The sequence below is a fragment of the Rhodoferax sp. genome (assembly GCF_028714215.1).
Taxonomy (GTDB): domain Bacteria; phylum Pseudomonadota; class Gammaproteobacteria; order Burkholderiales; family Burkholderiaceae_C; genus Rhodoferax.
Genome location: NZ_JAQTMS010000001.1, coordinates 175,323 through 198,662, shown reverse-complemented (window position 1 = coordinate 198,662; position 23,340 = coordinate 175,323). Strand labels below are relative to the sequence as shown.

General features: G+C 62.8%; 20 protein-coding genes. 14 read left to right on the top strand and 6 right to left on the bottom strand.

Features of this window, described 5'->3' with window-relative positions; translation table 11 throughout:
• Window positions 1-75 precede the first annotated feature (75 nt).
• From arsS to PHS32_RS00805, 12 genes are all read left to right on the top strand, one after another.
• The gene (arsS, locus tag PHS32_RS00860) at window positions 76-1,071 is read left to right on the top strand and encodes an arsenosugar biosynthesis radical SAM (seleno)protein ArsS (RefSeq protein WP_301076857.1); all 996 of its coding nucleotides are present in this window, start codon (window positions 76-78) and stop codon (window positions 1,069-1,071) included.
• Window positions 1,068-3,224 carry a bifunctional TVP38/TMEM64 family protein/FAD-dependent oxidoreductase gene (locus PHS32_RS00855; protein WP_301076856.1) on the top strand — a complete coding sequence of 719 codons (2,157 nt, stop codon included), beginning with the start codon at window positions 1,068-1,070 and terminating at the stop codon, window positions 3,222-3,224. Before arsS ends, PHS32_RS00855 begins: the two co-directional genes overlap by 4 nt.
• Window positions 3,221-3,895, top strand: a complete 675-nt coding sequence (locus PHS32_RS00850; protein ID WP_301076855.1) for a TIGR04283 family arsenosugar biosynthesis glycosyltransferase — start codon at window positions 3,221-3,223, stop codon at window positions 3,893-3,895. The genes PHS32_RS00855 and PHS32_RS00850 overlap by 4 nt, the downstream gene beginning before the upstream one ends.
• Window positions 3,892-4,485, top strand: a complete 594-nt coding sequence (locus PHS32_RS00845; protein ID WP_301076854.1) for a TIGR04282 family arsenosugar biosynthesis glycosyltransferase — start codon at window positions 3,892-3,894, stop codon at window positions 4,483-4,485. The genes PHS32_RS00850 and PHS32_RS00845 overlap by 4 nt, the downstream gene beginning before the upstream one ends.
• A gap of 67 nt (window positions 4,486-4,552) precedes the next feature.
• Window positions 4,553-5,419, top strand: coding sequence for a phosphate/phosphite/phosphonate ABC transporter substrate-binding protein (locus PHS32_RS00840; RefSeq protein WP_301076853.1), 867 nt, complete (start codon window positions 4,553-4,555; stop codon window positions 5,417-5,419).
• A 47-nt stretch (window positions 5,420-5,466) separates the two neighbouring features.
• A complete protein-coding gene (gene phnE, locus PHS32_RS00835; RefSeq protein WP_301076852.1) occupies window positions 5,467-6,300 on the top strand; it encodes a phosphonate ABC transporter, permease protein PhnE in 834 nt (277 codons plus the stop codon).
• The gene (locus PHS32_RS00830; RefSeq protein ID WP_301076851.1) at window positions 6,297-7,082 is read left to right on the top strand and encodes an ATP-binding cassette domain-containing protein; all 786 of its coding nucleotides are present in this window, start codon (window positions 6,297-6,299) and stop codon (window positions 7,080-7,082) included. Before phnE ends, PHS32_RS00830 begins: the two co-directional genes overlap by 4 nt.
• On the top strand, window positions 7,079-8,089 hold the full coding sequence (locus PHS32_RS00825; RefSeq protein WP_301076850.1) for a hypothetical protein: 1,011 nt from the start codon (window positions 7,079-7,081) through the stop codon (window positions 8,087-8,089). The genes PHS32_RS00830 and PHS32_RS00825 overlap by 4 nt, the downstream gene beginning before the upstream one ends.
• Window positions 8,090-8,163: 74 nt before the next feature.
• The gene (locus PHS32_RS00820; protein ID WP_301076849.1) at window positions 8,164-8,661 is read left to right on the top strand and encodes a hydrolase; all 498 of its coding nucleotides are present in this window, start codon (window positions 8,164-8,166) and stop codon (window positions 8,659-8,661) included.
• A gap of 179 nt (window positions 8,662-8,840) precedes the next feature.
• Window positions 8,841-11,768 (top strand): two-component regulator propeller domain-containing protein, encoded by a 2,928-nt coding sequence (locus tag PHS32_RS00815; RefSeq protein ID WP_301076848.1) that lies wholly within the window; start codon window positions 8,841-8,843, stop codon window positions 11,766-11,768.
• A gap of 44 nt (window positions 11,769-11,812) precedes the next feature.
• The gene (locus PHS32_RS00810; RefSeq protein ID WP_301076847.1) at window positions 11,813-12,424 is read left to right on the top strand and encodes a DNA-3-methyladenine glycosylase I; all 612 of its coding nucleotides are present in this window, start codon (window positions 11,813-11,815) and stop codon (window positions 12,422-12,424) included.
• Window positions 12,425-12,591: 167 nt separating this feature from the next.
• Complete coding sequence (locus tag PHS32_RS00805) at window positions 12,592-13,038, top strand: hypothetical protein (protein WP_301076846.1); 447 nt, start codon at window positions 12,592-12,594, stop codon at window positions 13,036-13,038.
• A gap of 118 nt (window positions 13,039-13,156) precedes the next feature.
• Here the strand turns inward: PHS32_RS00805 and PHS32_RS00800 are convergent, their stop codons facing one another.
• The 3 genes from PHS32_RS00800 to PHS32_RS00790 form a co-directional block, all read right to left on the bottom strand.
• On the bottom strand, window positions 13,157-13,843 hold the full coding sequence (locus PHS32_RS00800) for a hypothetical protein (protein ID WP_301076845.1): 687 nt from the start codon (window positions 13,841-13,843) through the stop codon (window positions 13,157-13,159).
• A gap of 149 nt (window positions 13,844-13,992) precedes the next feature.
• Window positions 13,993-14,967, bottom strand: coding sequence for a hypothetical protein (locus tag PHS32_RS00795; protein ID WP_301076844.1), 975 nt, complete (start codon window positions 14,965-14,967; stop codon window positions 13,993-13,995).
• An 811-nt stretch (window positions 14,968-15,778) separates the two neighbouring features.
• Window positions 15,779-16,507: a DUF4386 domain-containing protein gene (locus PHS32_RS00790; protein WP_301076843.1), complete on the bottom strand. Its 729-nt coding sequence runs from the start codon at window positions 16,505-16,507 to the stop codon at window positions 15,779-15,781.
• A gap of 225 nt (window positions 16,508-16,732) precedes the next feature.
• Here PHS32_RS00790 and PHS32_RS00785 point away from each other — a divergent pair, with 225 nt between their 5' ends.
• Together PHS32_RS00785 and PHS32_RS00780 are read left to right on the top strand one after the other, a co-directional pair.
• Entirely contained in the window at window positions 16,733-18,526 is a 1,794-nt protein-coding gene (locus PHS32_RS00785) for an ABC transporter transmembrane domain-containing protein (protein WP_301076842.1), read from the top strand.
• On the top strand, window positions 18,516-20,273 hold the full coding sequence (locus PHS32_RS00780) for an ABC transporter transmembrane domain-containing protein (RefSeq protein ID WP_301076841.1): 1,758 nt from the start codon (window positions 18,516-18,518) through the stop codon (window positions 20,271-20,273). Before PHS32_RS00785 ends, PHS32_RS00780 begins: the two co-directional genes overlap by 11 nt.
• 27 nt (window positions 20,274-20,300) lie before the next feature.
• On the opposite strand, the gene PHS32_RS00775 is transcribed toward PHS32_RS00780, so the two are convergent.
• Genes PHS32_RS00775 through PHS32_RS00765 form a run of 3 tightly spaced genes read right to left on the bottom strand, consistent with a single transcriptional unit; the run spans window position 20,301 to window position 23,279 of the window.
• On the bottom strand, window positions 20,301-21,713 hold the full coding sequence (locus tag PHS32_RS00775) for a carboxylesterase family protein (protein WP_301076840.1): 1,413 nt from the start codon (window positions 21,711-21,713) through the stop codon (window positions 20,301-20,303).
• Window positions 21,706-22,680 carry a tripartite tricarboxylate transporter substrate binding protein gene (locus PHS32_RS00770; RefSeq protein ID WP_301076839.1) on the bottom strand — a complete coding sequence of 325 codons (975 nt, stop codon included), beginning with the start codon at window positions 22,678-22,680 and terminating at the stop codon, window positions 21,706-21,708. Before PHS32_RS00770 ends, PHS32_RS00775 begins: the two co-directional genes overlap by 8 nt.
• Entirely contained in the window at window positions 22,677-23,279 is a 603-nt protein-coding gene (locus PHS32_RS00765; RefSeq protein WP_301076838.1) for a TetR/AcrR family transcriptional regulator, read from the bottom strand. The genes PHS32_RS00770 and PHS32_RS00765 overlap by 4 nt, the downstream gene beginning before the upstream one ends.
• Window positions 23,280-23,340: the final 61 nt, after the last annotated feature.

Here is a 23,340-nt window from a genome sequence, read left to right as displayed (position 1 = left end):
TAAATCGAGGCTTGGCTGCGACTACCGCCACAGAAGGCAATATTTCGTTGCCCAATACAACATTCCAGAACTGAAATGCACGCCACTTTGCCCCTGCTCCAAGCGACCGAGTTCCCGCCATTGACGCGCCAGCGGCTGACCACCTTGCAGGTCAATCTGGGCTACCGTTGCAATCAATCCTGTGTCCACTGCCACGTCAATGCCGGCCCGACCCGCACCGAAAGGATGGACCCGGAGAACCTCCGTCTGGTCAGCCAGGTACTGGCGGCGCGCGACATAGCGACCCTCGATCTGACCGGTGGCGCGCCGGAATTGCATCCGGACTTCAGGCGGCTGGTGGTTGAGGCCCGCTTGCTGGGGGTGCGCGTCATCGATCGCTGCAATCTGACCATTCTGTTCGAGCCCGGTCAGGAAGACCTGGCGCAATTTCTGGCCGAACAGGAGGTGGAGGTGGTGGCCTCGCTGCCCTGCTACTCGCTGGACAATGTGGACAAGCAGCGCGGCAAAGGTGTTTTCGACAAAAGCATTGCCGCCTTGCAGCGCCTCAATGCCCTGGGCTACGGTCGGCCTGGGTCCGGTCTGACACTGAATCTGGTCTACAACCCGCAGGGTGCCAGCCTGCCGCCCGACCAGGTCAAGCTGCAGGCCGATTACAAGCGCGAACTGGCGACCCACTTCGGCATCCATTTCAACGACTTGTTCGCGCTGGCCAATATGCCCATCCAGCGCTTCGGCTCGATGCTGATTTCCAAAGGTCAATTCAACGACTACCTGCGGCTGTTGAAAGAGAATTTCGTCGCCGCCAACCTGGCCAGCGTGATGTGCCACAGCACGGTCAGCGTCGACTGGCAGGGATTTCTCTACGACTGCGACTTCAACCAGCAATTGGGACTGGCCTTGCCGGGTGCCGGATCGTTGCGCGCATCGGCCGAGCGGCCGCATCTGCGCAGCTTGTTGAGCCAGGACCCGGCGGGGCGGCCGATACGGGTTGCCGAGCACTGCTATGGCTGTACCGCCGGGCAGGGCAGCAGTTGTGGCGGCGCCCTGAAAAACGACGGCTGTGCCGCATGAAGCGCTGGCTGCTGGTGTTGCTGGTCATGGCGCTGCTGGCCACTTTCTTCGCGCTTGACCTGGACCGCTACCTGACGCTGGAAGCACTCCAGCAAAGACAGCATGACTTCTTGGCGCTCAAGGCGCAGTCGCCCTGGCTCGTCACCCTGGTCGGCTTTGCCCTGTACGTGCTGGTCGCCGCTTTATCGTTGCCGGGCGCCTTGATCATGACGCTGGCCATGGGCGCCCTGTTCGGCCTGCTGGGCGGCACCCTGCTGGTCTCGTTCGCCTCCAGCATGGGCGCCACGCTGGCCTTCCTGGCCTCGCGCTTCGTGCTGCGCGACGCCGTTCAGCGCCGCTTCGGCGCCAAGCTCAAGGCGATCAACGAGGGGGTGGCCAAAGACGGAGCGCTATACCTCTTCACCTTGCGCCTGGTGCCGCTGTTTCCGTTCTTTCTGATCAACCTGTTGATGGGCTTGACGCCCATGCGTGCCAGCACCTTCTATGCGGTCAGCCAGCTCGGGATGCTGGCCGGCACGCTGGTGTTTGTGAATGCCGGTACCCAGCTGGCGCAGTTGCAGAGTCTGTCGGGCATTTTGTCGCCCGGCCTGCTGTTCTCTTTTGCCCTGCTGGGAATATTTCCGATCCTTGCCAAAAAAATCGCCAGTGGGCTGCAACGGCGCCGCGTCTATGCCCGGTGGCAGCGTCCCAAGCAGTTCGACCGCAATCTGGTGGTCATTGGCGGCGGCGCCGCCGGTTTGGTTACCGCCTATATCGGCGCCGCGGTAAAGGCCAAGGTGACGCTGATCGAAGCGCACAAGATGGGCGGCGATTGCCTGAACTACGGCTGCGTGCCCAGCAAGGCCTTGATCAAATCGGCCCGCGTGGCGCACCAGATGCGCCATGCCGATCGCTACGGCCTGAGCGCTGCCGAGCCGGAATTCAGTTTCCGCCAGGTGATGGCGCGGGTGCATGAAGTGGTGCGCACGGTGGCGCCGCACGACAGCGTGGCGCGCTACACCGAACTGGGCGTGGAAGTGCTGGAGGGCCATGCCCGCATCGTCGACCCCTGGACCGTGGAGGTCAAACTCGCCGGGGGCGCCACCCAGCGCCTGAGCACCCGCAGCATCGTCATCGCCACCGGTGCCGGTCCCTTTGTGCCGCCGCTGCCGGGTCTGGACCAGGTCGGCTATGTCACCAGCGACACGGTGTGGGACCAGTTTGCCAAGCTCGATGCGCCACCGCCGCGCCTGGTGGTGCTGGGCGGCGGTCCGATCGGCTGCGAGCTGGCGCAGAGTTTTGCCCGGCTGGGCTCCCAGGTGACGCAGATCGAGATGGCCCCGCGCCTGATGTTGCGCGAGGACCCGGAAGTCTCGGAACTGGCGCGCGCCTCGCTGGCAGACGACGGCGTCAGCGTGCTCACCGGTCACAAGGCCTTGCGTTGCGAGCGCGACGGCGAGCGCAAGTTCATTGTTGTGGAACACCAGGGTGCCGAGCTGCGTATAGAGTTCGATGCCTTGCTGTGCGCAGTGGGGCGCGTGGCGCGCTTGCAGGGCTACGGGCTGGAGCAGTTGGGCATTCCAGCCCAGCGCACCGTGATCGTCAACGACTACCTGGAAACCTTGTATCCCAACATCTTCGCCGCCGGTGACGTGGCCGGCCCCTACCAGTTCACGCACATGGCGGCCCATCAAGCCTGGTACGCCGCGGTCAACGCGCTGTTCGGCGATTTCAAGAAGTTCAAGGTCGACTATTCGGTGGTCCCCTGGGCCACTTTCATCGAGCCCGAGGTGGCCCGCGTCGGGCTGAACGAACAGGAGGCCAGGGAGAAAGGTGTTGCCTACGAACTCACAAAGTACGGACTCGACGAGCTGGACCGCGCCATCGCCGACGGCACCGCGCAGGGCTTTGTCAAGGTCTTGACGGTGCCGGGCAAGGACCGCATTCTGGGCGTCACCATCGTCGGCGAGCACGCCGCCGATCTGCTGGCGGAGTTCGTGCTGGCCATGAAGCACGGCCTGGGCCTGAACAAGATACTGGGCACCATACACACCTACCCGACGCTGGCCGAGGCCAACAAATACGCCGCCGGAGAGTGGAAGCGCGCCCACGCGCCGCAAAAAATACTCGCCTGGCTGGCGCGCTTTCATGCCTGGAGGCGCGGCCAGTCGTGACGCTCTCCATCATCGTTCCAGTACTCAACGAGGCGGCGGCGCTGCCGGCCCTGCTGGCGCATTTGCTGCCGCTGCTGCGCCAGGGTTGCGAGGTGTTGATCGTCGATGGTGGCAGTGAAGATGGGTCCGCCAACCTGGCGCAGTGTGCCGGTTTCAAGCTGCTGCGCTCGCCGCGCGGCCGGGCCCGGCAAATGAACTGCGGTGCCGCGCAGGCCAGCGGCGAGGTGCTGCTGTTCCTGCATGCCGACACGCACTTGCCCGAGGGTGCCATCGCCTTGGTGACTCAGGCGCTGGCCAACGGCCAGCATTGCTGGGGCCGCTTCGATGTCCGCATCACTGGCCGTCATTTGATGCTGCGCGTGGTCAGTCGCATGATGAATGTGCGCTCCCGGCTGAGTGGCATTGCCACCGGCGATCAGGCCATTTTTGTCAGACGCGCCGCTTTTGAAGCGGTGGGCTCTTTTCCGGATCAGGCCTTGATGGAAGACGTCGAGCTGTCCAAACGCTTGTGCCAGCTATCGCGCCCGGCCTGCATCGATCGCTGTGTCAGCACCTCGGGGCGACGCTGGGAAGCGCATGGCGTGTGGGCCACGATTTGGCTGATGTGGCGTTTGCGCTGGGCTTACTGGCGCGGCGTACCGGTGGCGCAACTGGCCAAGGCCTATCGATGAAGCCGGTGCGTACCGTGATATTTGCCAAGGCGCCGCTGCCTGGCTTGGCGAAAACCCGGTTGATCCCGGCCCTGGGCGCCCAGGGTGCGGCCGATCTGGCACGCCGTATGTTGTTGCGTGCCGTGCAGGAGGCCTACAGCGCCAACCTGGGGCCCATCGAACTGTGCGTGACGCCCGCCCCGACAGAGCCGGTGTGGCGCACCCTGCCGCTACCCGCTGCGCTGCAGTGGACCGAGCAGGGCCAAGGGGACCTGGGCGAGCGCATGGCGCGCGCGGCGCAACGCGTGCTGGACTGCGGCGAAGCGGTGCTGCTGACAGGCACCGATTGCCCGGGACTCAAGGCAGCGCAACTGCAACAAGCCGCCGGTGCCTTGCGCTGCTGCGACGCCACCCTGGTGCCCGCTTTTGATGGCGGCTATGTGCTGCTGGGTCTGAAGCGTTTTCACCGCTCGCTGTTCGAAGGTATTGCCTGGAGCACCGACAGCGTTGCGAAGGAGACGGTGCAGCGCTTGAAACAACTGGAGTGGTCGGTGCAACACCTGCCGATGCTGCACGACATTGACCAGCCCGAGGATTTGAAATGGCTGTAACAAAAACCCCCTTCGCAACGACTGAAGAGAGAACCTATTTCCTCAAATACCCGGACCACTACTGACCATGACACTGTTGCAGAAATTTTTCCTTGCCTTGCTGGCCGCCGTTACCTTCAGCAACTTCGCTGCCGCCGAACCGCCCCTGAGGCTGGGCGTCGGGCTGTTCCAGCCGGACAAGGACAAGAACGACGCGACCTATAGACCGCTGGCCAGCTATCTGGCCCGGAAACTGGGGCGCGCGGTGGAGCTGCGCACCGTCGACAGTTGGGAAGGGCTGGCCAAGTCGCTGGCCAACGGCGAGACCGACATCGCCTTGATGGGGCCCTGGGGTTACGTGCTGGCCAACCATCAAGCCCAGGCCCAGGTGGTCTCCACCATTCTTTACGACGGCAAGCCGGAATACTTCGCCATCATCGTGACGCATCCGGCATCGGGCATCAACAGCCCCAAGGATTTGAAAGGGCGCAGCTTCGCTTTCGGCGACAAGGGTTCCACCTCTGGTTATCTGATTCCCCTGCATTACTTCATGCAAAACAACATCGACCCGGAGCGCTATTTCAGCAAGCTGATCTACACCAAGCACCAGGCGATCGAAACGCAGGTCACGCAAGGCGCGCTGGACGCTGGGGCCGACTACAACCGCAATCGCAACGCCATGATCGAACAGGGCTTGATCAAGGCCGAGTTGTCCAAAATCATCTGGCAATCGGCGCCGCTGCCCAACGATGCCGTGGCGGTCAGCCGTGAGCTGGCGCGCGACCCCGATTTCGTCAAGCGCCTGCGCAGCGCGCTTGCCGGGGTGAGCGACGCACTCAGGAGCCAACCGGACTTGCTGCCGCGGCACTACACCGGCTTCGTCAGCCGCGACAACGACTTCTACAAGCCGATACGCGACGCCGGCCTGGCGACTGGAACGCTGCAAGCCCGTTAGGCATGTGGCAGCGTATTTCCAGACGGTCCGCCGGCCGGTTGGGCTTTTTGGGATTGACCCTGCTTTACGCCGTCCTGCTGGCGGCCTGTCTGGCGTCATTGATCGGGGAGCGTGAACTGTCGCTGGGCCGGCACCCGCTGGAAAATCTGCTCAAGACGGTCGGCGAATTTGCCCATCCCAGCTTTCTGGACGTCTGGTTCGGCAACCCGCAACTGGAATACCGCAGCGACGACGGCACCCTGTTGCGCCTGGAAAACCGGCGTACCGTCGAGGCCCACTACCTGGAAGGCTTGGCGGCAGCGACCTGGACCACCTTCCGCATCGCCACCCTGGGTTCCCTGCTGGGGGCGCTGCTCTCGCTGCCGCTGGCCATCCTGACGGCGCGCAATCTGGCGGCACCCATGCCCCTGCGCCTGCTGGCCAAGGCGGTGCTGGACGTGGCGCGCGCCATCCACACCCTGGTCTTCGGCCTGGTGCTGGTGGGTATTGTCGGGCTCGGGCCCACCGCCGGCATCCTGGCCATCGCCCTGCATTCGATGGGCAGCTACGGCAAGCTGTTCGCCGAGGCTATCGAAGCGCTGGACATGGCGGCGGTAGATGCCGTGCGCAGTGTCGGTGGCAGCCCGATGCAGGTGTTTTTCAACGCGGTCTGGCCGGCTGTCTTGCCGCAGTTCGTCTCCAGTCACCTCTACCTGTGGGAATTCAACATCCGCGACTCCACCATTCTGGGTGTCATCGGTGCCGGCGGACTGGGCTTGCTGATCACGGAAGCAACGTCCCTGTTTCAATGGGGACGTCTGGCGACGGTGTTGCTGGTGGTGGTGGTGGTGGTCTCCAGCTTCGACGCGCTGGGCAGCCGGATCCGGAAGGCTTTGTCATGAGCGCTACGGCCGTGATTGAGCTGGATTCGGTGGATTGCTCCAGCGGTGGTTCCTTTCGGCTGCAAGTCGATCGATTGAAAGTCGAGGCGGGTGAGCGGATTGCCATCGTGGGCCACAACGGCGCCGGCAAGTCGACCCTGTTTCGCCTGCTCAGTGGTTTTGTTCGCCCCAGCGCCGGGCAGGCCCGGGTGTTGGGTCATGCCTTGCACGGGCCAGTCGCCAGCCATGAGTTGCGTGCCCTGCGCTGTTCGCTGGGCCAGATCATGCAAGGCCTGCATCTGGTGCAACGCCTGACGGCGCTGGAAAACGTGTTGATCGGCAGCCTGGGGCGCGTCAGCGGCTGGCGCAGTTGGGCTCGCTGTTACACCGCGACCGAGATCCAGGCGGCACAAGCCGCCCTGCGACAGGTCGGCATGCTGTCACGCGCGGATACGCGAACCGATCGCCTGTCCGGTGGCGAGCGGCAAAAAGTCGCCATCGCCAGAATGCTGATGCAGCGGCCGCAACTGATTCTGGCCGATGAACCCACTGCCGCGCTGGACCCGGCGGCGGCCACCGAAGTATGTAAGCTGATGGCCGCGGCGGCGGGTGACGCGGCCTTGATTTCGGTGGTCCACAACCCGTCCCTGCTACCTTTGTTGGCCCAGCGCGTGATCGGCATGAAACAGGGTCGCATCGTTTTCGATCTGCCGCTGGCGGCGGTCGACGCGCCTTGTCTGGACCAGTTGTACCGTCAGGATGGCGCTGTTGATAGGAAAATGTGCACGGGGGCTCCGTTGTGAACCTGATCGCCGGCCGCAGTTGTCCGCTGGCTTACCGCTACGGCGCGGCGGCGCTGGCAAGAGCCCCGACCCGGCCGGTCGAGACCTTGTACCTGGTGGGCGGTCTGTACGGCAATCTATTTGCGCTGGACTGCATCCAGGCGCTGGCCGAGGCCGAGCCGGCACCGGTGAGCCTCTGCTTCAATGGCGATTTCAACTGGTTCAACGTCGACGATGAAGGCTTTCGCGCCATCAACCAGGTGGTGCTGCGGCATCACGCCACGCTAGGCAATGTGGAGTTCGAGTTCGCCAGCGCGCAGGATGCGGCCGGCTGCGGTTGCGCTTACCCGGCGACGGTGGAGCAGGGCGTGGTCGAACGCTCCAACCGGATTCACGCGCAGCTCAAAAATACCGCGCGCCGGCACCCCCATATCCTGGCGCAACTGGCCGCGTTGCCTCTTTTTGCACGCTACCAGATTGGCGCCATCCGGATCGGCGTGGTGCATGGTGATGCCGATTCGCTGGCCGGCTGGCAATTCGACGGCGCCGAACTGGACCGGCCCGCCAATCAAAGCCGAATTGCGGCCGCCTTCGCCGCTGCCGAGGTCGACATTTTTGCCAGCAGCCATACCTGTCTGCCGGCGCTCAGGCAATTCGGCCTAACCCACGGCCAGGGCGTGGTGGTCAACAACGGGGCGGCCGGGTTGCCCAACTTCCGGGGTCGGCGCAGCGGGTTGCTGACGCGCATCAGCCGGCATGTTTCGCCGCATGCACCGCTCTATGGGTCGCAACTGGGGGAGGTCCGCATCGACGCCTTGCCGATTGACTATGACGGCGCCGCCTGGCAACGCCATTTCCTGTCGCTCTGGCCGCCCGGCTCGGATGCCCACACGTCGTACTTCGGAAGAATCACCGATGGTCCGCAATACGTTCCGTCGCAAGCCCACGGCCCTTCGCGCCAGAGTCCGGGGCAGCGCCGGCCCGTCAGCGGCTCTGGGGCGGCGTCGGGCACGGTGCCAATACGCTGATAGTTATCAAGAAGGTCTTTATCCATTGTCTTAGCGTTGAGCACTTTTCCATTCGTCGTAATCAGGAGGGCTCCATGAAGTTGGCTGAAACAGGATATGACAACCAGGAAACCGGGTGCTGCGCAAAGCTGGACGAGGCACGTTGGGAGGGTCAGGAATTCGTCTGGAAAGACAAGCCCTTCGTGAAAGACCATATTCGGGAGTTTCTGCACGTTCCGCTCAATTTTGGCTCGGTGATGACCCGCGACCAGGCCGCGATCGAACAGGCGCAGGCTTACGCCGCCGAGCCTTTGTGGCTGGTTGACGAAGTATCGCCTTGGGGCTCCGACGTCTACATTGCCACCGACCGCGCCGTGCCGGACATGCAGACGGAGTATCTGTCCGGTACCTTCCTGACCAAAGTGTTTAGCGGGCCTTTTCGGGACATAGGCTCCTGGATCGCGCAGACAGAAAAATTCGTCACGGAACGGGGGAGAGAATTGGACAAGCTCTTTTTCTTCTACGCCACCTGCCCGAAGTGCGCCAAACATTTCGGCAAGAACCAGGTGGTGGCTTTTGCCAGGGTGAAGTAACTCACCGGGCATCGCGGCTGCCCAGGCGCGCAAAGGGGGGATTTTGCCGATGGCCAAGTGTGTGATACTTGGACCTCCGCTGTTGGAAAGCCTGTCCGTCTGGTTTTGGGCGACTCAACTTCCTGATTCAATAACCCGATGCCGGACAAGTGTTTCTTCGCTGACGCCGCTGGATCGCCATGACGCTACCGCGGTGGCTGGCTTGGCTGTGTTGCTTCCTCTCGATGGCGTTGACGCTGGGAGCGGGGCCGGCCTGGGGCGCCGGGCCGGGTGATCCGGGCAAGGCTCTCACCCAGTACAAGATCGACGGCTGGCAGACCGAGCAAGGGCTGCCCCTGAACACCGTTCAGACCCTGCTGCAGACGCGCGACGGTTACCTCTGGGTCGGAACCGCGGGCGGGCTGGCGCGCTTCGACGGCGTGCGCTTCACGACCTATGAATCGCCGCAGGTGCCGGATGTGTCCTCCCAGCCGATCTTTGGTCTGATGGAGGACGCGCAGCAAAATCTCTGGATCGGCCACAGCAAGGGCGCGGCCCTCTATCGCAACGGAAAGTTTCAGGTTGCCATCTCCGAACAAGTGAGCGCCGGCCGGCGCGTCTGGGCCTTTGCGCAGGCCAGCGATGGGGTCGTCTGGGCCGCCACCGAGAACGGGCTGGTGCGCTGGGAAAACGGCGTCACCAAGGTTTACCAGCAGGCTGACGGCCTGCCCACCAACCGGCTGCGCACGCTGGCTTTTGACCGCGACGGTACCCTGTGGATCGGCAGCACCGGCGGCGGTCTGGTTTCGTTCGCGGCGAATCGGTTCCAGGTCCTGACGCCGGCCAACGGCTTTCCCAGCCTGGAGGTCCGCTCGGTGCTGGCCGATCCGGGCGGCGGCATCTGGGCCGCCACTGCCGGGGGTGGTCTGGTCCATGTCGATCACGGCAGCATCAAGACCTACACGGTGGCCGACGGTCTGCCCACCGACCAGCTGACGGCACTGGCGCGCGATCAACAGGGAGCCCTCTGGATCGGCACCTGGGGCGCCGGCGTCAGCCGCATGAGCGCGGGCCGCTTCACGTCGATTTCGACCGCGGGCGGGCTGGCCGGCGATCAGATCTGGGCGCTTCACGTCGATCGGGAAGGCAGTGTCTGGACCGGCACCTGGACCGGCGGCCTGAACCGGCTGCGCAACCGGGCCTTCGTCGCCTTCGGCACGCCCGAGGGGCTTTCCAGCGACAACACGCGTTCCGTGCTGCACGCCCGCAACGGGGTGACCTGGGTCTCCACCGCGGGCGGCGGGCTGAACCGGATCGAAGGCGATCGGATCACGGTGATCGGGCAGAAGGAGGGCTTGCCGACCGACGAAATCTCCAGCCTGCTGGAGGATAGTGACGGCTGGCTGTGGATCGGCACCTATACGGCGGGAGTAGCACGACTGAGAGATGGAAGGATAGCGCGCTACGGCGTCGCCCAGGGGCTGCCCAATCCGGAGGTGCGCGCCCTGTTCCAGGACCGCCAGGGCACGCTGTGGGCCGGCACGCGGGCCGGCCTGGCCCGCTTCACCGGGCAAGGCTTCGCACCGGTGCGCGAGCCGGGGGCGCCGCCCGAAGGGGTGCTGACGATCCTGGAAGACCGCGCCGGCAGCCTCTGGTTCGGAACCACCGGGCAGGGGCTGATCCGCTACCGCGACGCCAAGTTCACGGCACTGACCACGGCCGACGGCCTGGTCTCGAACTGGATCCTGGCGCTGTACGAGGACGCGTCCTCCAACCTGTGGATAGGCACCAACGGAATGGGGATGAACCGCCTGCGCGACGGTCGATTGAGCGCCATCCGCCCGGCCGACGGGCTTTGGGACGGCATCTCCCAAACCATTCTGGAGGATCGCCTGGGCTACCTCTGGATGACTTGCAACCGGGGCTTCTACCGGGTCTCTCGGGCCGACCTCAATGCCTTCGCGGAAGGGCGCCTCAAGAAGGTGAACTCGGCCGGCTTCGGCCCCGGCGATGCGCTGCGCAGCACGACTTTTGCCGGCGGGCATCAGCCGGCCGGCGCCATCGATGCCAAAGGCCGGCTATGGCTGCCCAGCAACAAAGGCCTGGTCATCGTGGATCCCTTGAACCTGCCCGGCTCGGGCGCGCCGCCAAGCGTCCGGTTCGAGAACGTGCTGGTGGACGGCGTCAGCGGAGCCAGCGACGCCGAGGTGGTTCTGCCGCCCGGGTCGGCTCCCCTGTCGATCCGCTATACCGCCATGACGCTGAACAACGCCGACCGCGTGAGATTCCGTTACCAGATGGAGGGGATCACGCGCGACTGGGTCGATGCGGGCCGCAGTCGCGAAGCCTCGTTCCCGGCCTTGCCCCATGGCAGCTACCGCTTCCGGGTCGCCGCCTCGATCGACGGGACGCACTGGAGCGAGAGCCAAGACGTGCTGCCCGTCACCGTGAAACCGTACCTCTACCAGACCGCCTGGTTCAGGGCTGTTGCGCTGCTCGCCCTGCTGGCCGGGATCGCGACCCTGTTCCGCTTGCGCACGCGCAATCTGCGTGCCAGGAATCTGGAGATGGAGCGTCTGGTGAGGGAAAGAACGGAGGAACTCAGGCTGGCGAACGAGCACCTGTCGCGGCTTTCGTTCGTCGACGCGCTGACCGGGCTGGCGAACCGCCGCTGCTTTGACGAAACCCTGGACAAGGAGTGGCGGCGCGCCAGTCGCTTGCACATGCCGCTGGCCGTTGTGATGGCCGACGTCGACGGTTTCAAACAGTACAACGATGCCATGGGGCACCCGGCAGGGGACCGCTGCCTGGCCGCGGTGGCCGATATCTTCCTTCGGTCGCTGGGCCGGGCCGGTGATCTGGCGGCGCGTTACGGGGGTGAGGAATTCGTCGTCCTGATTCCGGCCGCGGATCACGCCACGGCGCTGGCCGTGGCCGAGGATCTAAGGGCCGCCTGCGAGGCGCTGGCGATTGTGCATCCCACCTCGCCGGTGGGGCCGGTGGTGACCATCAGCCTGGGGGTGGCGTCCTGCATTCCTTCCGAGCAGACCTCGGCCGCGGCCCTGGTGGCGCAAGCCGACGCGGCACTGTACCGGGCCAAGCAGGAAGGCCGCAATCGGGTACGCTAGGGCCCCATTTTTGAAACAGGATTTGAAACAGGAGCAGCAGACACATGAGCATGACCATCGCCGGTCCCGACGGCCAATCACGCTGCCGCTGGTGCGCGGCCGCACCGGAGTTTTTGGACTATCACGATACCGAATGGGGCTTCCCGGTCAGCGATGACCATCGCCTGTTCGAGAAATTGTGTCTGGAGGGTTTTCAGTCCGGATTGAGCTGGCGCACCATCCTGGCCAAGCGGCAGAACTTCTGCGCTGCCTTCCATGATTTCGATTTCGACCGGATAGCGCGCTTTACCCAGCTTGACCTCGATCGCCTGCTGCAGGACGCGGGCATCGTCCGGCATCGCGGCAAGATCGAGGCGGTGATCAACAATGCACGGCGGGCGCAGGAACTGGTCAAGCAGGAGGGCTCGCTGGCGGCCTTCATCTGGCGCTACGAACCAGGCCCCAAGCAACTTGCCAAACCGCAGACCGCATCGACCTCCGCCGAATCGCTGGCGCTGTCGAAGGACCTGAAGAAACAAGGCTGGAAATTTGTCGGACCGACCACCGTGTATGCCTTCATGCAAGCCATGGGGCTGATCAACGATCATGCCGAGGGTTGCGTGATCCGGGCCAAAGTCGAGCGCGCGCGCAAGAAGTTCAAGCGACCCGGGCACTGACAAATTGTCCATTCAAATCAGGGGCGGCAACCCTGGGTAGGTGTGGTACCGAACGGAATCGTGAGGCTTGAAGACTTATCGTGGCACGGCATGGCGCACCAATCAATCTCTGCGCCGTGCCTTTTGTCTTCAATCCATCCACTATCTCCACGTCAGGAAACCACACCATGTCTTACCTTCGCCGTACCCTCCTGACCGTTTCAATCGCTGCCGCGTCTCTGGGCGCTTGGGCACAAACGGATTCACAACACACGCAGCATCACCCCCAGGCCACGGCGGCAGATGCTTCTGCCAGGAGCGCAATCAAAGCGGCCAGCGCCGAAAAGATGGCCGCCATGGACGGCAAGATGAAGGCCATGCACCAGGCGCACCAGGAGATGGTGAGCGCCAAAACACCGGAGGAAAAAAGTGCGCTGATGGCCAAGCACATGAAAGCCATGCAGGAAGGCATGCAGACGATGGACATGATGGGCTCCGACGGCATGGGCGCCATGAAAGGCGAAAAACATTTCCCGCGCAGTTCCAAGGAGCGTGAAGAGATGATGCAAAAGCGCATGGAAATGATGGAGTCCATGATGCAAATGATGATGGACCGCCTGCCGCCGACCCTGTGACCCATCAGGCCGGGGCAGACCGTTCTTAGTCCTTGCCAACAGAATCGGCGCTCAGCCCATTGTGGGATCGCACGGTGGGTGGTGTGGGGGCGACGGTTAGAAGTCGTTGCCTGCCCGATTAGGCGTCGCCTCGCGATGCGACCAGATAGCACTTGACAAGGAACCAGCACATGCCAAGCGCAAGTGATCGACCAAGGCGGGCCATTTCCTCTTCGGAGATACCGACTGGCCGATGTGACCCAGGGCTAACAAAACCGTAGACACCAGCGAGACCCTTTTCCTCCTCCTGGGTAATGAACTCAACCAATTTCAGGAACGTGAGCACAGAGCCCCATTTTGTATTTTCATAGGGCGGAGAATCAGCCTTTACTTGCGTAGCGGCGATAGCGCGAGCCAGTGTTTCGAGAGCGACCCGGACGTCATTAAGGCACGCGTTGTAGTTTGGCGGTGATGACCGAAATGACTCAGACGAGGCATTGATCTTCCCGGCAATCTCTTCTGCGGCAGGGAGGCCAGTAGCCTTTAGCTCTTTAAGAAGATCATCATCGAGCGGTGGCGCGTCACTAATGGATGGATCAGTCTGCGTGAGTGTTTTGGCTTCCAGAAGATACCCATCAAGTTGAAGGCAACGGCACAGGTCGGAAAATCGCTCGTCGTGCCGGTACTTTGGATTCACACGAGAACGAAGGTCTCCACTCGTTCGGGCGATTTCCTCAACAAGAGCCAGCAAGTGCTCATCGCTTGCTGAGTGCAAGCAATTGTTAAGGTCAAAAAGCACTCTTCCATTTCCGACAGAAATGCGCATGCCATGTTTGCTCACCAATACCACGACAAATTCTGTTTCATGGAGTGCGAGAAACTGTGCAAGCGAGTGGCGGGTTCTTGATCCAATCATCGTATGCAGCCTAGTTTATGGAGACGCCGAACGTTCAAGCTCAGGGGTGCTGCGCGGCTTTATCGCGCCGCGCCCGGTGGAATGAATGGCTGGACCTTTTTTGGATACGGGCGAAAGGCAATTTCAGCAGCATGTTCGAGGACCGACAAGACGTTCGGTAGCTGGGCAGCAGCATTCGCCAAGTGCTCATGTATGTTGTTCAATTCCTCCTGCATCGAACCCGGAGCCAGCTTCTTTCGAAGGGCAGAATCTAAGTGATTAAAGGCAGAGTCAAACAACGGATCTTCGTCATTAGGCTCGATGGGTCTGAGGCGCATGCTGTGGATCAGCAAGTTTCGCCGACGCAAGAGCCATTTCAGTCCGCATATCTGCTCCGATGTCTGAAAGCTCCTGAGCGCCTTCCATGCGTCCATTCCCCGCAAAATGGGATCGACGGCTGACCAGTTGTTTTGAATTCGATCCATGACAGCGGGAAAGCCGTCACGTTCATACTGGCGGATGCCGAAAAACACGAAGTCCAGTAGTTGCCCAATTCGATCCCAGTATGAGGCGAGGCGAATGAAAGAAGTCTCGGCATGTTCCCAGAAAGCCGCGTTGACACGCTTCAGCAGCAGTTCTCGAAACTCTTTGTCCGGCGGAGGATTGAGTGCATCTGGCATTCGTTCATGCATTCCTGAGCCGACAAGGAACATATGCGCTCGGGTAACTGAAACACGCGCCCGATGGAACAAAGTAAGTGCCTCATCAAGTGCGGCATCGGCGTAAGTATCGTAATGGGGCTTGGGTTCATTCGTGCAATGAATGATGAGCCTTGGAGGGCCACCCAACGTTTCCGATAGTTTGTCGACGCGCTCCTGTAACGCCTTCCGAGACTCTTCGGAGTCTGCGAGTTGCGCAGGCTTCGGTGAGAAGAACTCTTCGAGACGTGCGAGGACAATTACTTCGTTGGTAACGAATGCCATTGCATCGCCTAGGACGGAGGCGAGCTTATCTTGAGCGTCTTCGCTTGCGTCGGTCATGGCAGAAAAGGTCAACGTAACGTCCAGACCAAAACCTGCTCGTGATACTGGGAGCTGCTCGATAAACTGGACATTGATTCCTCCGGAGAACGGCTTGCCGCCTTGCTTTCAGCGACATTGTTGAAGGTTCATACAGGTATGGGAATCCCGACCAATCCCGCACATCATTTTGGACGATTCTATGCGTCAACCAGGCTCACCTCAAGAGATGAGGAGCGCGTTTCGCACGACCGGTTTCGCCAACAGAATTCACCGCAGGATGATTTTGGTCGGCCTTGAGTTGTGCGAAATTTCGGTACGCTACGGTTTGAATTTCAGAGGGCATCAAGGCATTGCCAAAACTGCTTTGATGCGGTGTGCATCAACCTCAAAGTTGCCTCGCCGAACCTGCACAATAGTCGGCAAGCGCCTCTGTCGCCAACGGGTCGAGCTTGCCAGAGGCCGCATCCTGCTCGATTTGCCTATCCCACGCGTTGCCATCGAACTCGGCGAACCACCGCCGGAATTCGGCTAGCTCCACAGGGGGAAGCGATTCCACAGCGCTCTCAATCGATTTCACGTTTCCCACGCGTACGCTCCTTTTGCGACGCAACGGCGCGAGGTATGCAGCAAGTCAACTACCACCGGGTTTCATGTCCGATACCGTCGAAGCTACGCGGCGGCACGTTTGCGCGGCGTCCGGCTCGACCTGTTAACCCATGCGTCTCTTGCGCAAAGGCCAACATGCTTGCCAACGTCTTGTTGACAGCCTCAGAGGCTGGAAATGCCTTTTTCATATCGTGTTGCCTTTCTCGCGAGCGCAAGACAATGCAGGAGGGGTCCGGGTTCAGCGGAGGGCGGCGCCGACCAGCCCGGATGGACTTAAGCCTTTCACCAGAAGCCAAAGTCCCAAGGCCATTTCGAAGAGAACCAAGGGCATATCGAACCATGACGCGTTAACCGTCGCGTTGAAGTGGGGGAAAACGATGAAAGCGAAAGCACAGAACACGCACCATGCAGACGAGATCACACCGAAGGCAGCCAACGCTCTCGGGATGTACCTTGATTTGAACCACAGGTAGCTGCAAACCGTGGAGGCCAATCCCCAGAACGGGAGACCAACGTAGTACGCGTCATAGCTTGAGGAGAGTTGCAGCCTCGCCAAGGCCTGCAATTGATCTACCTTGAAGACTGGCAGGTAAGCCGCGTCACCCAAGAGCCGCAGAGCCTCAAGCATGTTGAGAGCGGTGACACTCCACATCAAGGCAACAACCAACCTGCAGAATGTCGCAACCAAGGCGAGGTTCTGATTGACCGGTTTGAGGATCACATAGAGCGCCGTGAGCAGTACTACGATATTCACAAGGTAGATCAGGTTGCAGGCAATGTTGAGACGGAAAAGTGTCTCGTGCACCATGATGTTCCGGGCGGTATCCACAGCGCTGCCTGGGACGCTGAGGCGAAAGCTGATGCCATAGTTCGCAAGGACCACGATTGCGATCCCGGATAGGAAAGTGAATCCCGCGACTCTAGCGGCTTTGCGCTGTGACTCATTGATGGTGGAAACCGGATTCATGTTTTCCTCCCCTTGTCATCGATTTTTCCGGAGAACGGCTCGTCGCCTTGATTTCAGCGAGATCGATTCTATGCGTCAATCAGGCTGACCTCAAAAGATGGGGAGCGCATCTCGAACAACCGTTTTCACCAATAGAATTCACCGCAGGATGACCTGACGGAGATCGATCAGCCTTGCCGGGGATGCAAGCGCATGGATCGAGTCAGGGTCCTTAAAAAAGAAAAGATGCCTCGCACAACTCACCCAAACCTTCACGCTGCCACTGGCGCCAGCTTCGCCGGCCTGATAGCACGCTACGTGCGTCAGAACTGGCGCCCTTATCTGTTGTCGGCCCTGATGCTGGCGGCGGTGGCGGCGTTGACGGTCTTCATTCCGCGCCAGGTGGGCCATGTGGTGGATGGCCTGGCGGCCGGGCGCCTGGAGCGCGGCGCGCTGCTGGGCCAGTTGAGCTGGCTGTTGCTGGCCGGTGTGCTGATCTATTTCCTGCGGGTGGCCTGGCGCCTGCAACTGTTTGCCGCCAGCTACCGGCTCGGCGCGCAGCTTAGAGAGCGGCTGTACGCGCGCCTGTGCCTGCAGGGTCCGCACTTCTACCAGCAAAAGCGCACCGGTGACTTGATGGCGCTGGCCACCAACGATATCGATTCGGTGGAAATGGCCTCCGGCGAAGCGATGTTGGCGGGATTTGACGGCACGCTGACCCTCATCATGGTGGTGGCCATGATGACGCTGGGCATCGACTGGCGACTGGCCGGCGCCGCGCTGCTGCCTTTCCCCTTGATGGCTTTCGCCTTCTGGCGTATTTCCAGCCATATTCACCAGGCCTCCAAGGACTCGCTGGAATGTTTTGGCAAGCTCAACGATCACGTGCAGGAGACGCTCACCGGCGTGCGCACCTTGCGCGCGCTGGGGCTGGAGACGCGCAGCGCCCACCGCTTTGCCGAGTTGGCCGAACACGCCGCCAGTGCCAGCCTGCGGGCGCAGCGCTGGGAGGCGGCCTTTGAGCCTGCGGTGGGCATCACGCTGGTGAGCGCCACCGTTCTCACGCTGGGCTTGGGTGGCTATCTGGTGTGGCAAGGCGAGCTGACTATCGGCGCGCTGACCGCCTTCAGCATGTACCTGGGCCAATTGATCTGGCCCATGTTTGCCGCCGGCTGGGTGCTGGCCTTGATGGAGCGCGGACGCGCCGCCTGGAGCCGCCTGCAGCCGACGCTGGACGCGCCCTTGTCGATTGAAGATGGCGGCACGCAAACCAGCGTGTCAGCGGGCGCCTTGGCGTTCGAGCAAGTTTCTTTCTCGTACCCGGGACACCAGGCACTGGCCCTGTCGGGCATTGATTTCTCTTTGGCGGCGGGGCAGACGCTGGGCCTGGTAGGCCCTACCGGTGCCGGCAAGTCCAGCGTGCTGCGCCTGATTCTGCGCCAGTATGCGGTGCAGGACGGCCACATCAGCTGGAGCGGTCATGGCCTCACGGATTACCGGCTCGACGCCTTGCACCAGGCCATCAGTTGGGTGCCGCAGGAGCCGTTTCTGTTCTCGGCTTCGATTGCCGAAAACATTGCGCTGGCCAAGCCCGAGGCCAGCCGCGCCGAGATCGAGTGCGCCGCGCGTCTGGCCTGCATCCACGACGACATTGCGCGCATGCCGCAGGGCTACGACACGCCGGTCGGCGAGAAAGGCGTGTCGCTGTCGGGCGGGCAACGCCAGCGCGTGGCGATCGCACGTGCCCTGCTGACCGATGCGGCGCTGCTGCTGCTCGATGACGCGCTGTCGGCCGTGGACACCCAGACCGAGACCGATATCCTGGCGCACCTGCAACAACTGCGGCTGGCCAAGCGGGGCAGCAGCGCCATCATCGTCAGCCACCGGCTCAGCGCGGTGATGGATGCCGATCACATCCTGGTGCTCAAGGCCGGACGGATCGCCGAGCAAGGCGATCATGCCAGCCTGCTTGAACAAGGCGGCTGGTATGCGGCGCAGTGGCGTTACCAGCAACTGGAGGCCAGCCTCGATGCAGCCTGAAGCCGCCACCCCGCCGCGCAACACGCGCCGGGCCATTGCACTGCTGCTGCACGCGGCGCGGTCGGAGCGCCATCATGTGGTCAAGGGCTGCTGCTGGCTGATCGCCGCGGCGCTGCTGGAAGCCATGGGCCCTTTGCTGGGCAAGTACTTCATCGACCAATACCTGTTGCCGCGGCGTTTTGTTTCGCTGGACATTGCATTGCTGCTGGGCGGCATCCTGCTGGCCGGTGCGGTTGCCAGCGTCATCCGCTACGCCCAACTGACCCGCCTGGCCGGCGTGGCGATGCGCTCGGTGCGGCGCTTGCGCGAAGAGGTGTACGGCCATGTGCTGCGCCTGCCGATGGCTTTCTTCGACAAGGCCATTACCGGTCAATTGGTCAGCCGCGTCACCAATGACACGGAGCAGGTCAAGAACCTCTACGTGCAGGTGCTGTTCGTCATGCTCGACAGCAGCATTGTGGTGCTGGGCGCCCTGGGGGCCATGGCCTGGCTCGACTGGCGCCTGATGCTGATCGTGCTGACACTGATTCCGGCGGTCGTGGTGATCGTCTGGTTCTACCAGCGCTGGAGCGCGCCGGCGGTGGCCAGGGCCCGGCAAAAGCGCAGTGACATCAATGCCCAGATGTCGGAGTCGATAGCCGGCATGGCGGTATTGCAGGCCAGCAATGCGCAACAACGTTTTCGAAACAAGTTCGAGCGCACCAACCAGCAGCACCTGGGCGCCCGGACCGACGAGATGCGCGTCAATGCCTGGCTGCTGCGCCCGATGCTGGACCTGATCAACGTCTTGTTGCTGGCGCTGGTGATCTACAGTTTTGGCCAGCGCGCCCTCGGCGCGCTGGAGATCGGCGTTCTTTACGCCTTTGTCAGCTATATCGGTCGGGTGGTCGACCCACTGATCCAGATCACGCTGCAGTTCGGCCAGTTGCAGCAAGCCGTGGTGGCGGCGGCGCGGGTCGACGCGCTGCTGCAGGAGCAGCGCCCCGCGGCGATGAAGGGCCCGCAGCGCATCGCGCAGGGTGCCGGCAGCATCGGGCAACTTCGCTTCGGCTACGACCCGTCCACCGTGGTCTTGCATGACCTCAGGCTGGAGATCCCGGCCGGGGGTTTTTACGGTTTGGTGGGCCACACCGGCAGTGGCAAGTCGACCTTGCTGAGCCTGTTGCTGCGCTTCTATCAAGCCCAATCGGGCAGCATCCGGCTCGATGGAATCCCCTTGGCCAATTTCAGCGATGAGCAATTCCGCGCCGATGTGGGCCTGGTGCCGCAAGATCCGTTCCTGCTGGCCACCAGCGTGCGCGAAAACATTGATATGGGTCGGGGCCTGTCTCTGGAGGCGGTGCAGACGGCCGCTCGTGCTGCCCACTGCCATGACTTCATCACGCAACTGGAGCAGGGCTACGAAACCTTGCTGGGCGAGGGTGGCGCCCGCCTGTCGGTCGGTCAAAAGCAGCTGATTGCCATCGCCCGTGCCCTGGCCGGCAACCCGCGCATTCTGTTCCTGGACGAAGCCACCGCGCACATCGACTCGCAGACCGAACAGATCGTGCAGGCCGCCTTGTCGGAATTGCATGGACGGGTGACCGTGATCGCCATCGCCCACCGGCTCTCCACCATCCGCGGCGCCGATTGCATTGTGGTGCTCAACCATGGCCGCATCCATGAGCAAGGCACGCACGACCAACTGATGGCGATCGATCAAGGCATTTATCAGCGCCTGTACTTGTTGCAGCAGATGGACGACTGAGCCCGGCCCGCGCCGGCGCCCCAGGGCTTATTCAAAGATCCTCGGCAACTGCCCGTGGCGGGTCCACTCGGGCAGGGGTTCTCCCCGAACAAAGCGCGACCAACAGCTGTGCATCTCCTGTGCCAGCGCCGCAGGGGCTTGGGCGCCGATGAATTCCTGGGCGCGCGCCGAAGCGCTGTTGCCCAGTACAAAAGGGATTTCCATGGCGTGCGCCGCGCCCATGCGACCCTGGAGTAGCGGTGAGTGCCAGGCAAATTCATATTGCAGCGTTTCGCAGCCGCCCTGGCGCAGGGCTTGTGCCAGGGCGTTGGCGGGTTGCCGGTAGTAGTAATCCGACTGGATCTGGCAAAGCAGCTCGCCGGCGCTGGCCTCGGGGGCCTGGGCGGCATACTTTGCCAGCAGCGCTTCGGCCCCGTCGATGTCCTGCACAAAGCGTTTCAGACTCGCCTCGTCGATGCGCTCGATCTGGCCGCCGGGCACCAGGTAAAAGCGCATCTCTTGCGCATTGCAGCCCAGCAGGACCGGCCAGCGCGCAGTGCCTTGGTCCAGACGTTTCTGGATCGCCGCCAGTGGCGCGGCTTGCACGATGCGCCCGTCGATCACCGGGCGCACTGGAAAGTAGTTGCGTGGCCGCAGGCCCCATTGCTGCTTCAGGCTTTCGTTGCCGACAAAAGAGAACAACGCCTGCGTCAAGGGACCCAGTGGCACGTCCGCCAAGGCGGCCCGGGTGGGCGCCACGCCCAGCACGCCGGCCAGTGCATGGCGGATGCGCTGGGCATCTTCCAGGTCATGGGTTTGCAGACTGGGGCTTTGCAGGACCACGCGCTGGAACAGGCCGGCGCTGGCCGGCATGCCCATGAGGTGGCTGATGGCGCCGGAGCCGGCCGACACCCCCGCCACCGTCACGCGCTGGGGGTCGCCGCCAAACAGCTCGATGTGGTCCTGCACCCAACGCAGCGCGGCCAACTGGTCTTGCAGGCCGCGGTTCGGCTGGGCATCGTCAAAATGCATGAAGCCGTCAACGCCGATGCGGTAGTTGATGGACACAAAGACGATGCCTTGGCGCGCCATGGCGCTGCCGTCGTACAAGGGGTCGGCGGCACCCCCGCGCAGAAAGCCTCCGCCCGGCACCCAGACCATGACCGGCCAGGGGCGTTCCGCTTCGGCCGGGCACCAAACGTTCAGGCTCAGGCAATCGAAGTCGCCGCTGTGCGCGTGGCTGCCCGCAAGGCCTGCCTGCACCGCCAGCGGACCGAAGCGGTCGCAGACGCGCGTGCCGGTCCAGGCGGGCGCGGCCTGAGGCGCTTGCCAGCGCAGTGCTCCGGTCGGCGCGGCGGCGTAAGGAAGGCCCTTGAAGATGTGCAGCCCGGCTTCCTGCGTGCCCTCGATCCAGCCGCAAGGCAGTTGCAGGCGGGGCGCGCCGGCCAACGGCTTATTCAATCGCCAGGCCCAGCTTGTCGATCAGCGGTTTCCAAACCGCGATGTCACGCGCCGCCCAGGCCACCACGTCAGCGGGTTTGCTGGCGGTCAGCGTCACGTTCATGGTATTCATGCGGGCCGCGTAGGCGCTGTCGTTGCGGCAGTTGTTGGTGGCCTCGTTCAGTTTGGCCAGTAGCTCCGGTGGCGTGCCCTTCTTGGCGACGATGGCGATCCATGCCGGACGCGCCAGGATTTTGGGGCCACCGGCTTCGCTGATGGTGGGCACCTCCGGCATGAGGCTGGAACGCTCGCTCGCGAACACCGCCAACGGCACCAGCTTGCCGGCCTTGACCTGCGTCGCGGCGGTGCCGATCACCAGCGTCATGGCCTGAATCTGCCGACCCATGAGGGCCGTCAGGCCGGCCCCCTCGCCCACAAAAGGCACATGCGTGGCTGGCCAGTTCATGGCCTCAGCCAGTGCCGTGGTCAACAGGTGGGCCGGGCTGCCCTTGCCGGGCGAGCCAAAATTGATGCCACCCGCTTGCGAGCGGGCCACTTTTCCCAGATCGGCCAGATTCTGAATCCCCATCCCGGCCGGCACCGCCAGCACCAGCGGCGATGTGCCAATCAGCGCCACGCCGTCAAAGTCCTTGATCGGGTCGTACGGCATCTGCTTGTGCACAAAGGGCGTGATGCTCATTTGCGACATGCCGATCGACATCAGGTTCAGGCCATCGGCCGGCTGAGCCTTGAGGTAGTTGATGGCCAGGATGCCGTTGGCGCCGGGTTTGTTCAGCACCACCAACGACTGGTTGATCTGGCGCGATGCGCATTCGGCCCAGGCGCGGGTCATCGCGTCGGAGCCGCTCCCGGGCGGTTGCTGGGCGATCACTTGCAGCGGTGTCTGGGCCTGGGCCGTGGTGCTCAAGGCGCTCCCGGCCAAGGCGGCCAGGCAGGCGAAGCGGAACAAGCGCAGTGCAGTTTTCATGGGGTTTCCTGGGAAGGGGCGGACCAGGTCTGAATGACTAGGGACAGAACCTGCAACTGCGGCTCGATCACGGACGCGGGGGCGAACGGGTTGACCAGGCCGAGGCCGCGCAGGGACGAAAGAATCAACGCAAAACGCGCCTCGGCCTGCCGGCCGCGCGCCAATTCGGGGAACACGGCGAAGAACTTTTGCCGCATCTGTTGCTGAAGCAGTGAGCGTTGTTCGACAATGTGCGCGGTCATCGCGGCATCGTCACGCGCCGCCAGATAGGCCGACCAGGCGGTGGCAAAGCGCGGCTGGCTGTAGAGCTGCTGCCAAGCTTGGCGCACGAAATGATCGGCCCGGCGCCGCAAGCCCCAGCGCGGCGAGGGCCAGAAGTCGCTGCTGCTCTCAAGGGATTCGATCAGGCGGCTGAGCACTTGCATCATCAGCGCCGCCTTGGACGGAAAGTGGTGTTGCACCGCGCCCGTGGTCATGCCGGCGGCCCTGGCCACTTCCTGAATGGAGATCTGACCCGCTCCTTTTTCTTCCATCACCCACAGTGCGGAGCTGAGCAGGCGCTCCCGGGTGAGTTCGCTTTTGGCTTGGTGCAGGTTCATGACCATCGGTCCATCTGTTTTTGAATTTACATTATGGTTGTAATGCAATTTGCCGGTGTCG

Bases quoted from the DNA above. Each gene is read 5' to 3' on its own strand.
- PHS32_RS00810 (WP_301076847.1), top strand. From the start codon at position 11,813: ATGAGCATGACCATCGCCGGTCCCGACGGCCAATCACGCTGCCGCTGG.
- PHS32_RS00765 (WP_301076838.1), bottom strand. From the start codon at position 23,279: ATGAACCTGCACCAAGCCAAAAGCGAACTCACCCGGGAGCGCCTGCTC.
- PHS32_RS00815 (WP_301076848.1), top strand. From the start codon at position 8,841: ATGACGCTACCGCGGTGGCTGGCTTGGCTGTGTTGCTTCCTCTCGATG.
- arsS (WP_301076857.1), top strand. From the start codon at position 76: ATGCACGCCACTTTGCCCCTGCTCCAAGCGACCGAGTTCCCGCCATTG.
- PHS32_RS00800 (WP_301076845.1), bottom strand. From the start codon at position 13,843: ATGCGCATTTCTGTCGGAAATGGAAGAGTGCTTTTTGACCTTAACAAT.
- PHS32_RS00780 (WP_301076841.1), top strand. From the start codon at position 18,516: ATGCAGCCTGAAGCCGCCACCCCGCCGCGCAACACGCGCCGGGCCATT.
- PHS32_RS00785 (WP_301076842.1), top strand. From the start codon at position 16,733: ATGCCTCGCACAACTCACCCAAACCTTCACGCTGCCACTGGCGCCAGC.
- PHS32_RS00770 (WP_301076839.1), bottom strand. From the start codon at position 22,680: ATGAAAACTGCACTGCGCTTGTTCCGCTTCGCCTGCCTGGCCGCCTTG.
- PHS32_RS00840 (WP_301076853.1), top strand. From the start codon at position 4,553: ATGACACTGTTGCAGAAATTTTTCCTTGCCTTGCTGGCCGCCGTTACC.
- PHS32_RS00790 (WP_301076843.1), bottom strand. From the start codon at position 16,507: ATGAATCCGGTTTCCACCATCAATGAGTCACAGCGCAAAGCCGCTAGA.
- PHS32_RS00845 (WP_301076854.1), top strand. From the start codon at position 3,892: ATGAAGCCGGTGCGTACCGTGATATTTGCCAAGGCGCCGCTGCCTGGC.
- PHS32_RS00805 (WP_301076846.1), top strand. From the start codon at position 12,592: ATGTCTTACCTTCGCCGTACCCTCCTGACCGTTTCAATCGCTGCCGCG.
- PHS32_RS00855 (WP_301076856.1), top strand. From the start codon at position 1,068: ATGAAGCGCTGGCTGCTGGTGTTGCTGGTCATGGCGCTGCTGGCCACT.
- PHS32_RS00820 (WP_301076849.1), top strand. From the start codon at position 8,164: ATGAAGTTGGCTGAAACAGGATATGACAACCAGGAAACCGGGTGCTGC.
- PHS32_RS00830 (WP_301076851.1), top strand. From the start codon at position 6,297: ATGAGCGCTACGGCCGTGATTGAGCTGGATTCGGTGGATTGCTCCAGC.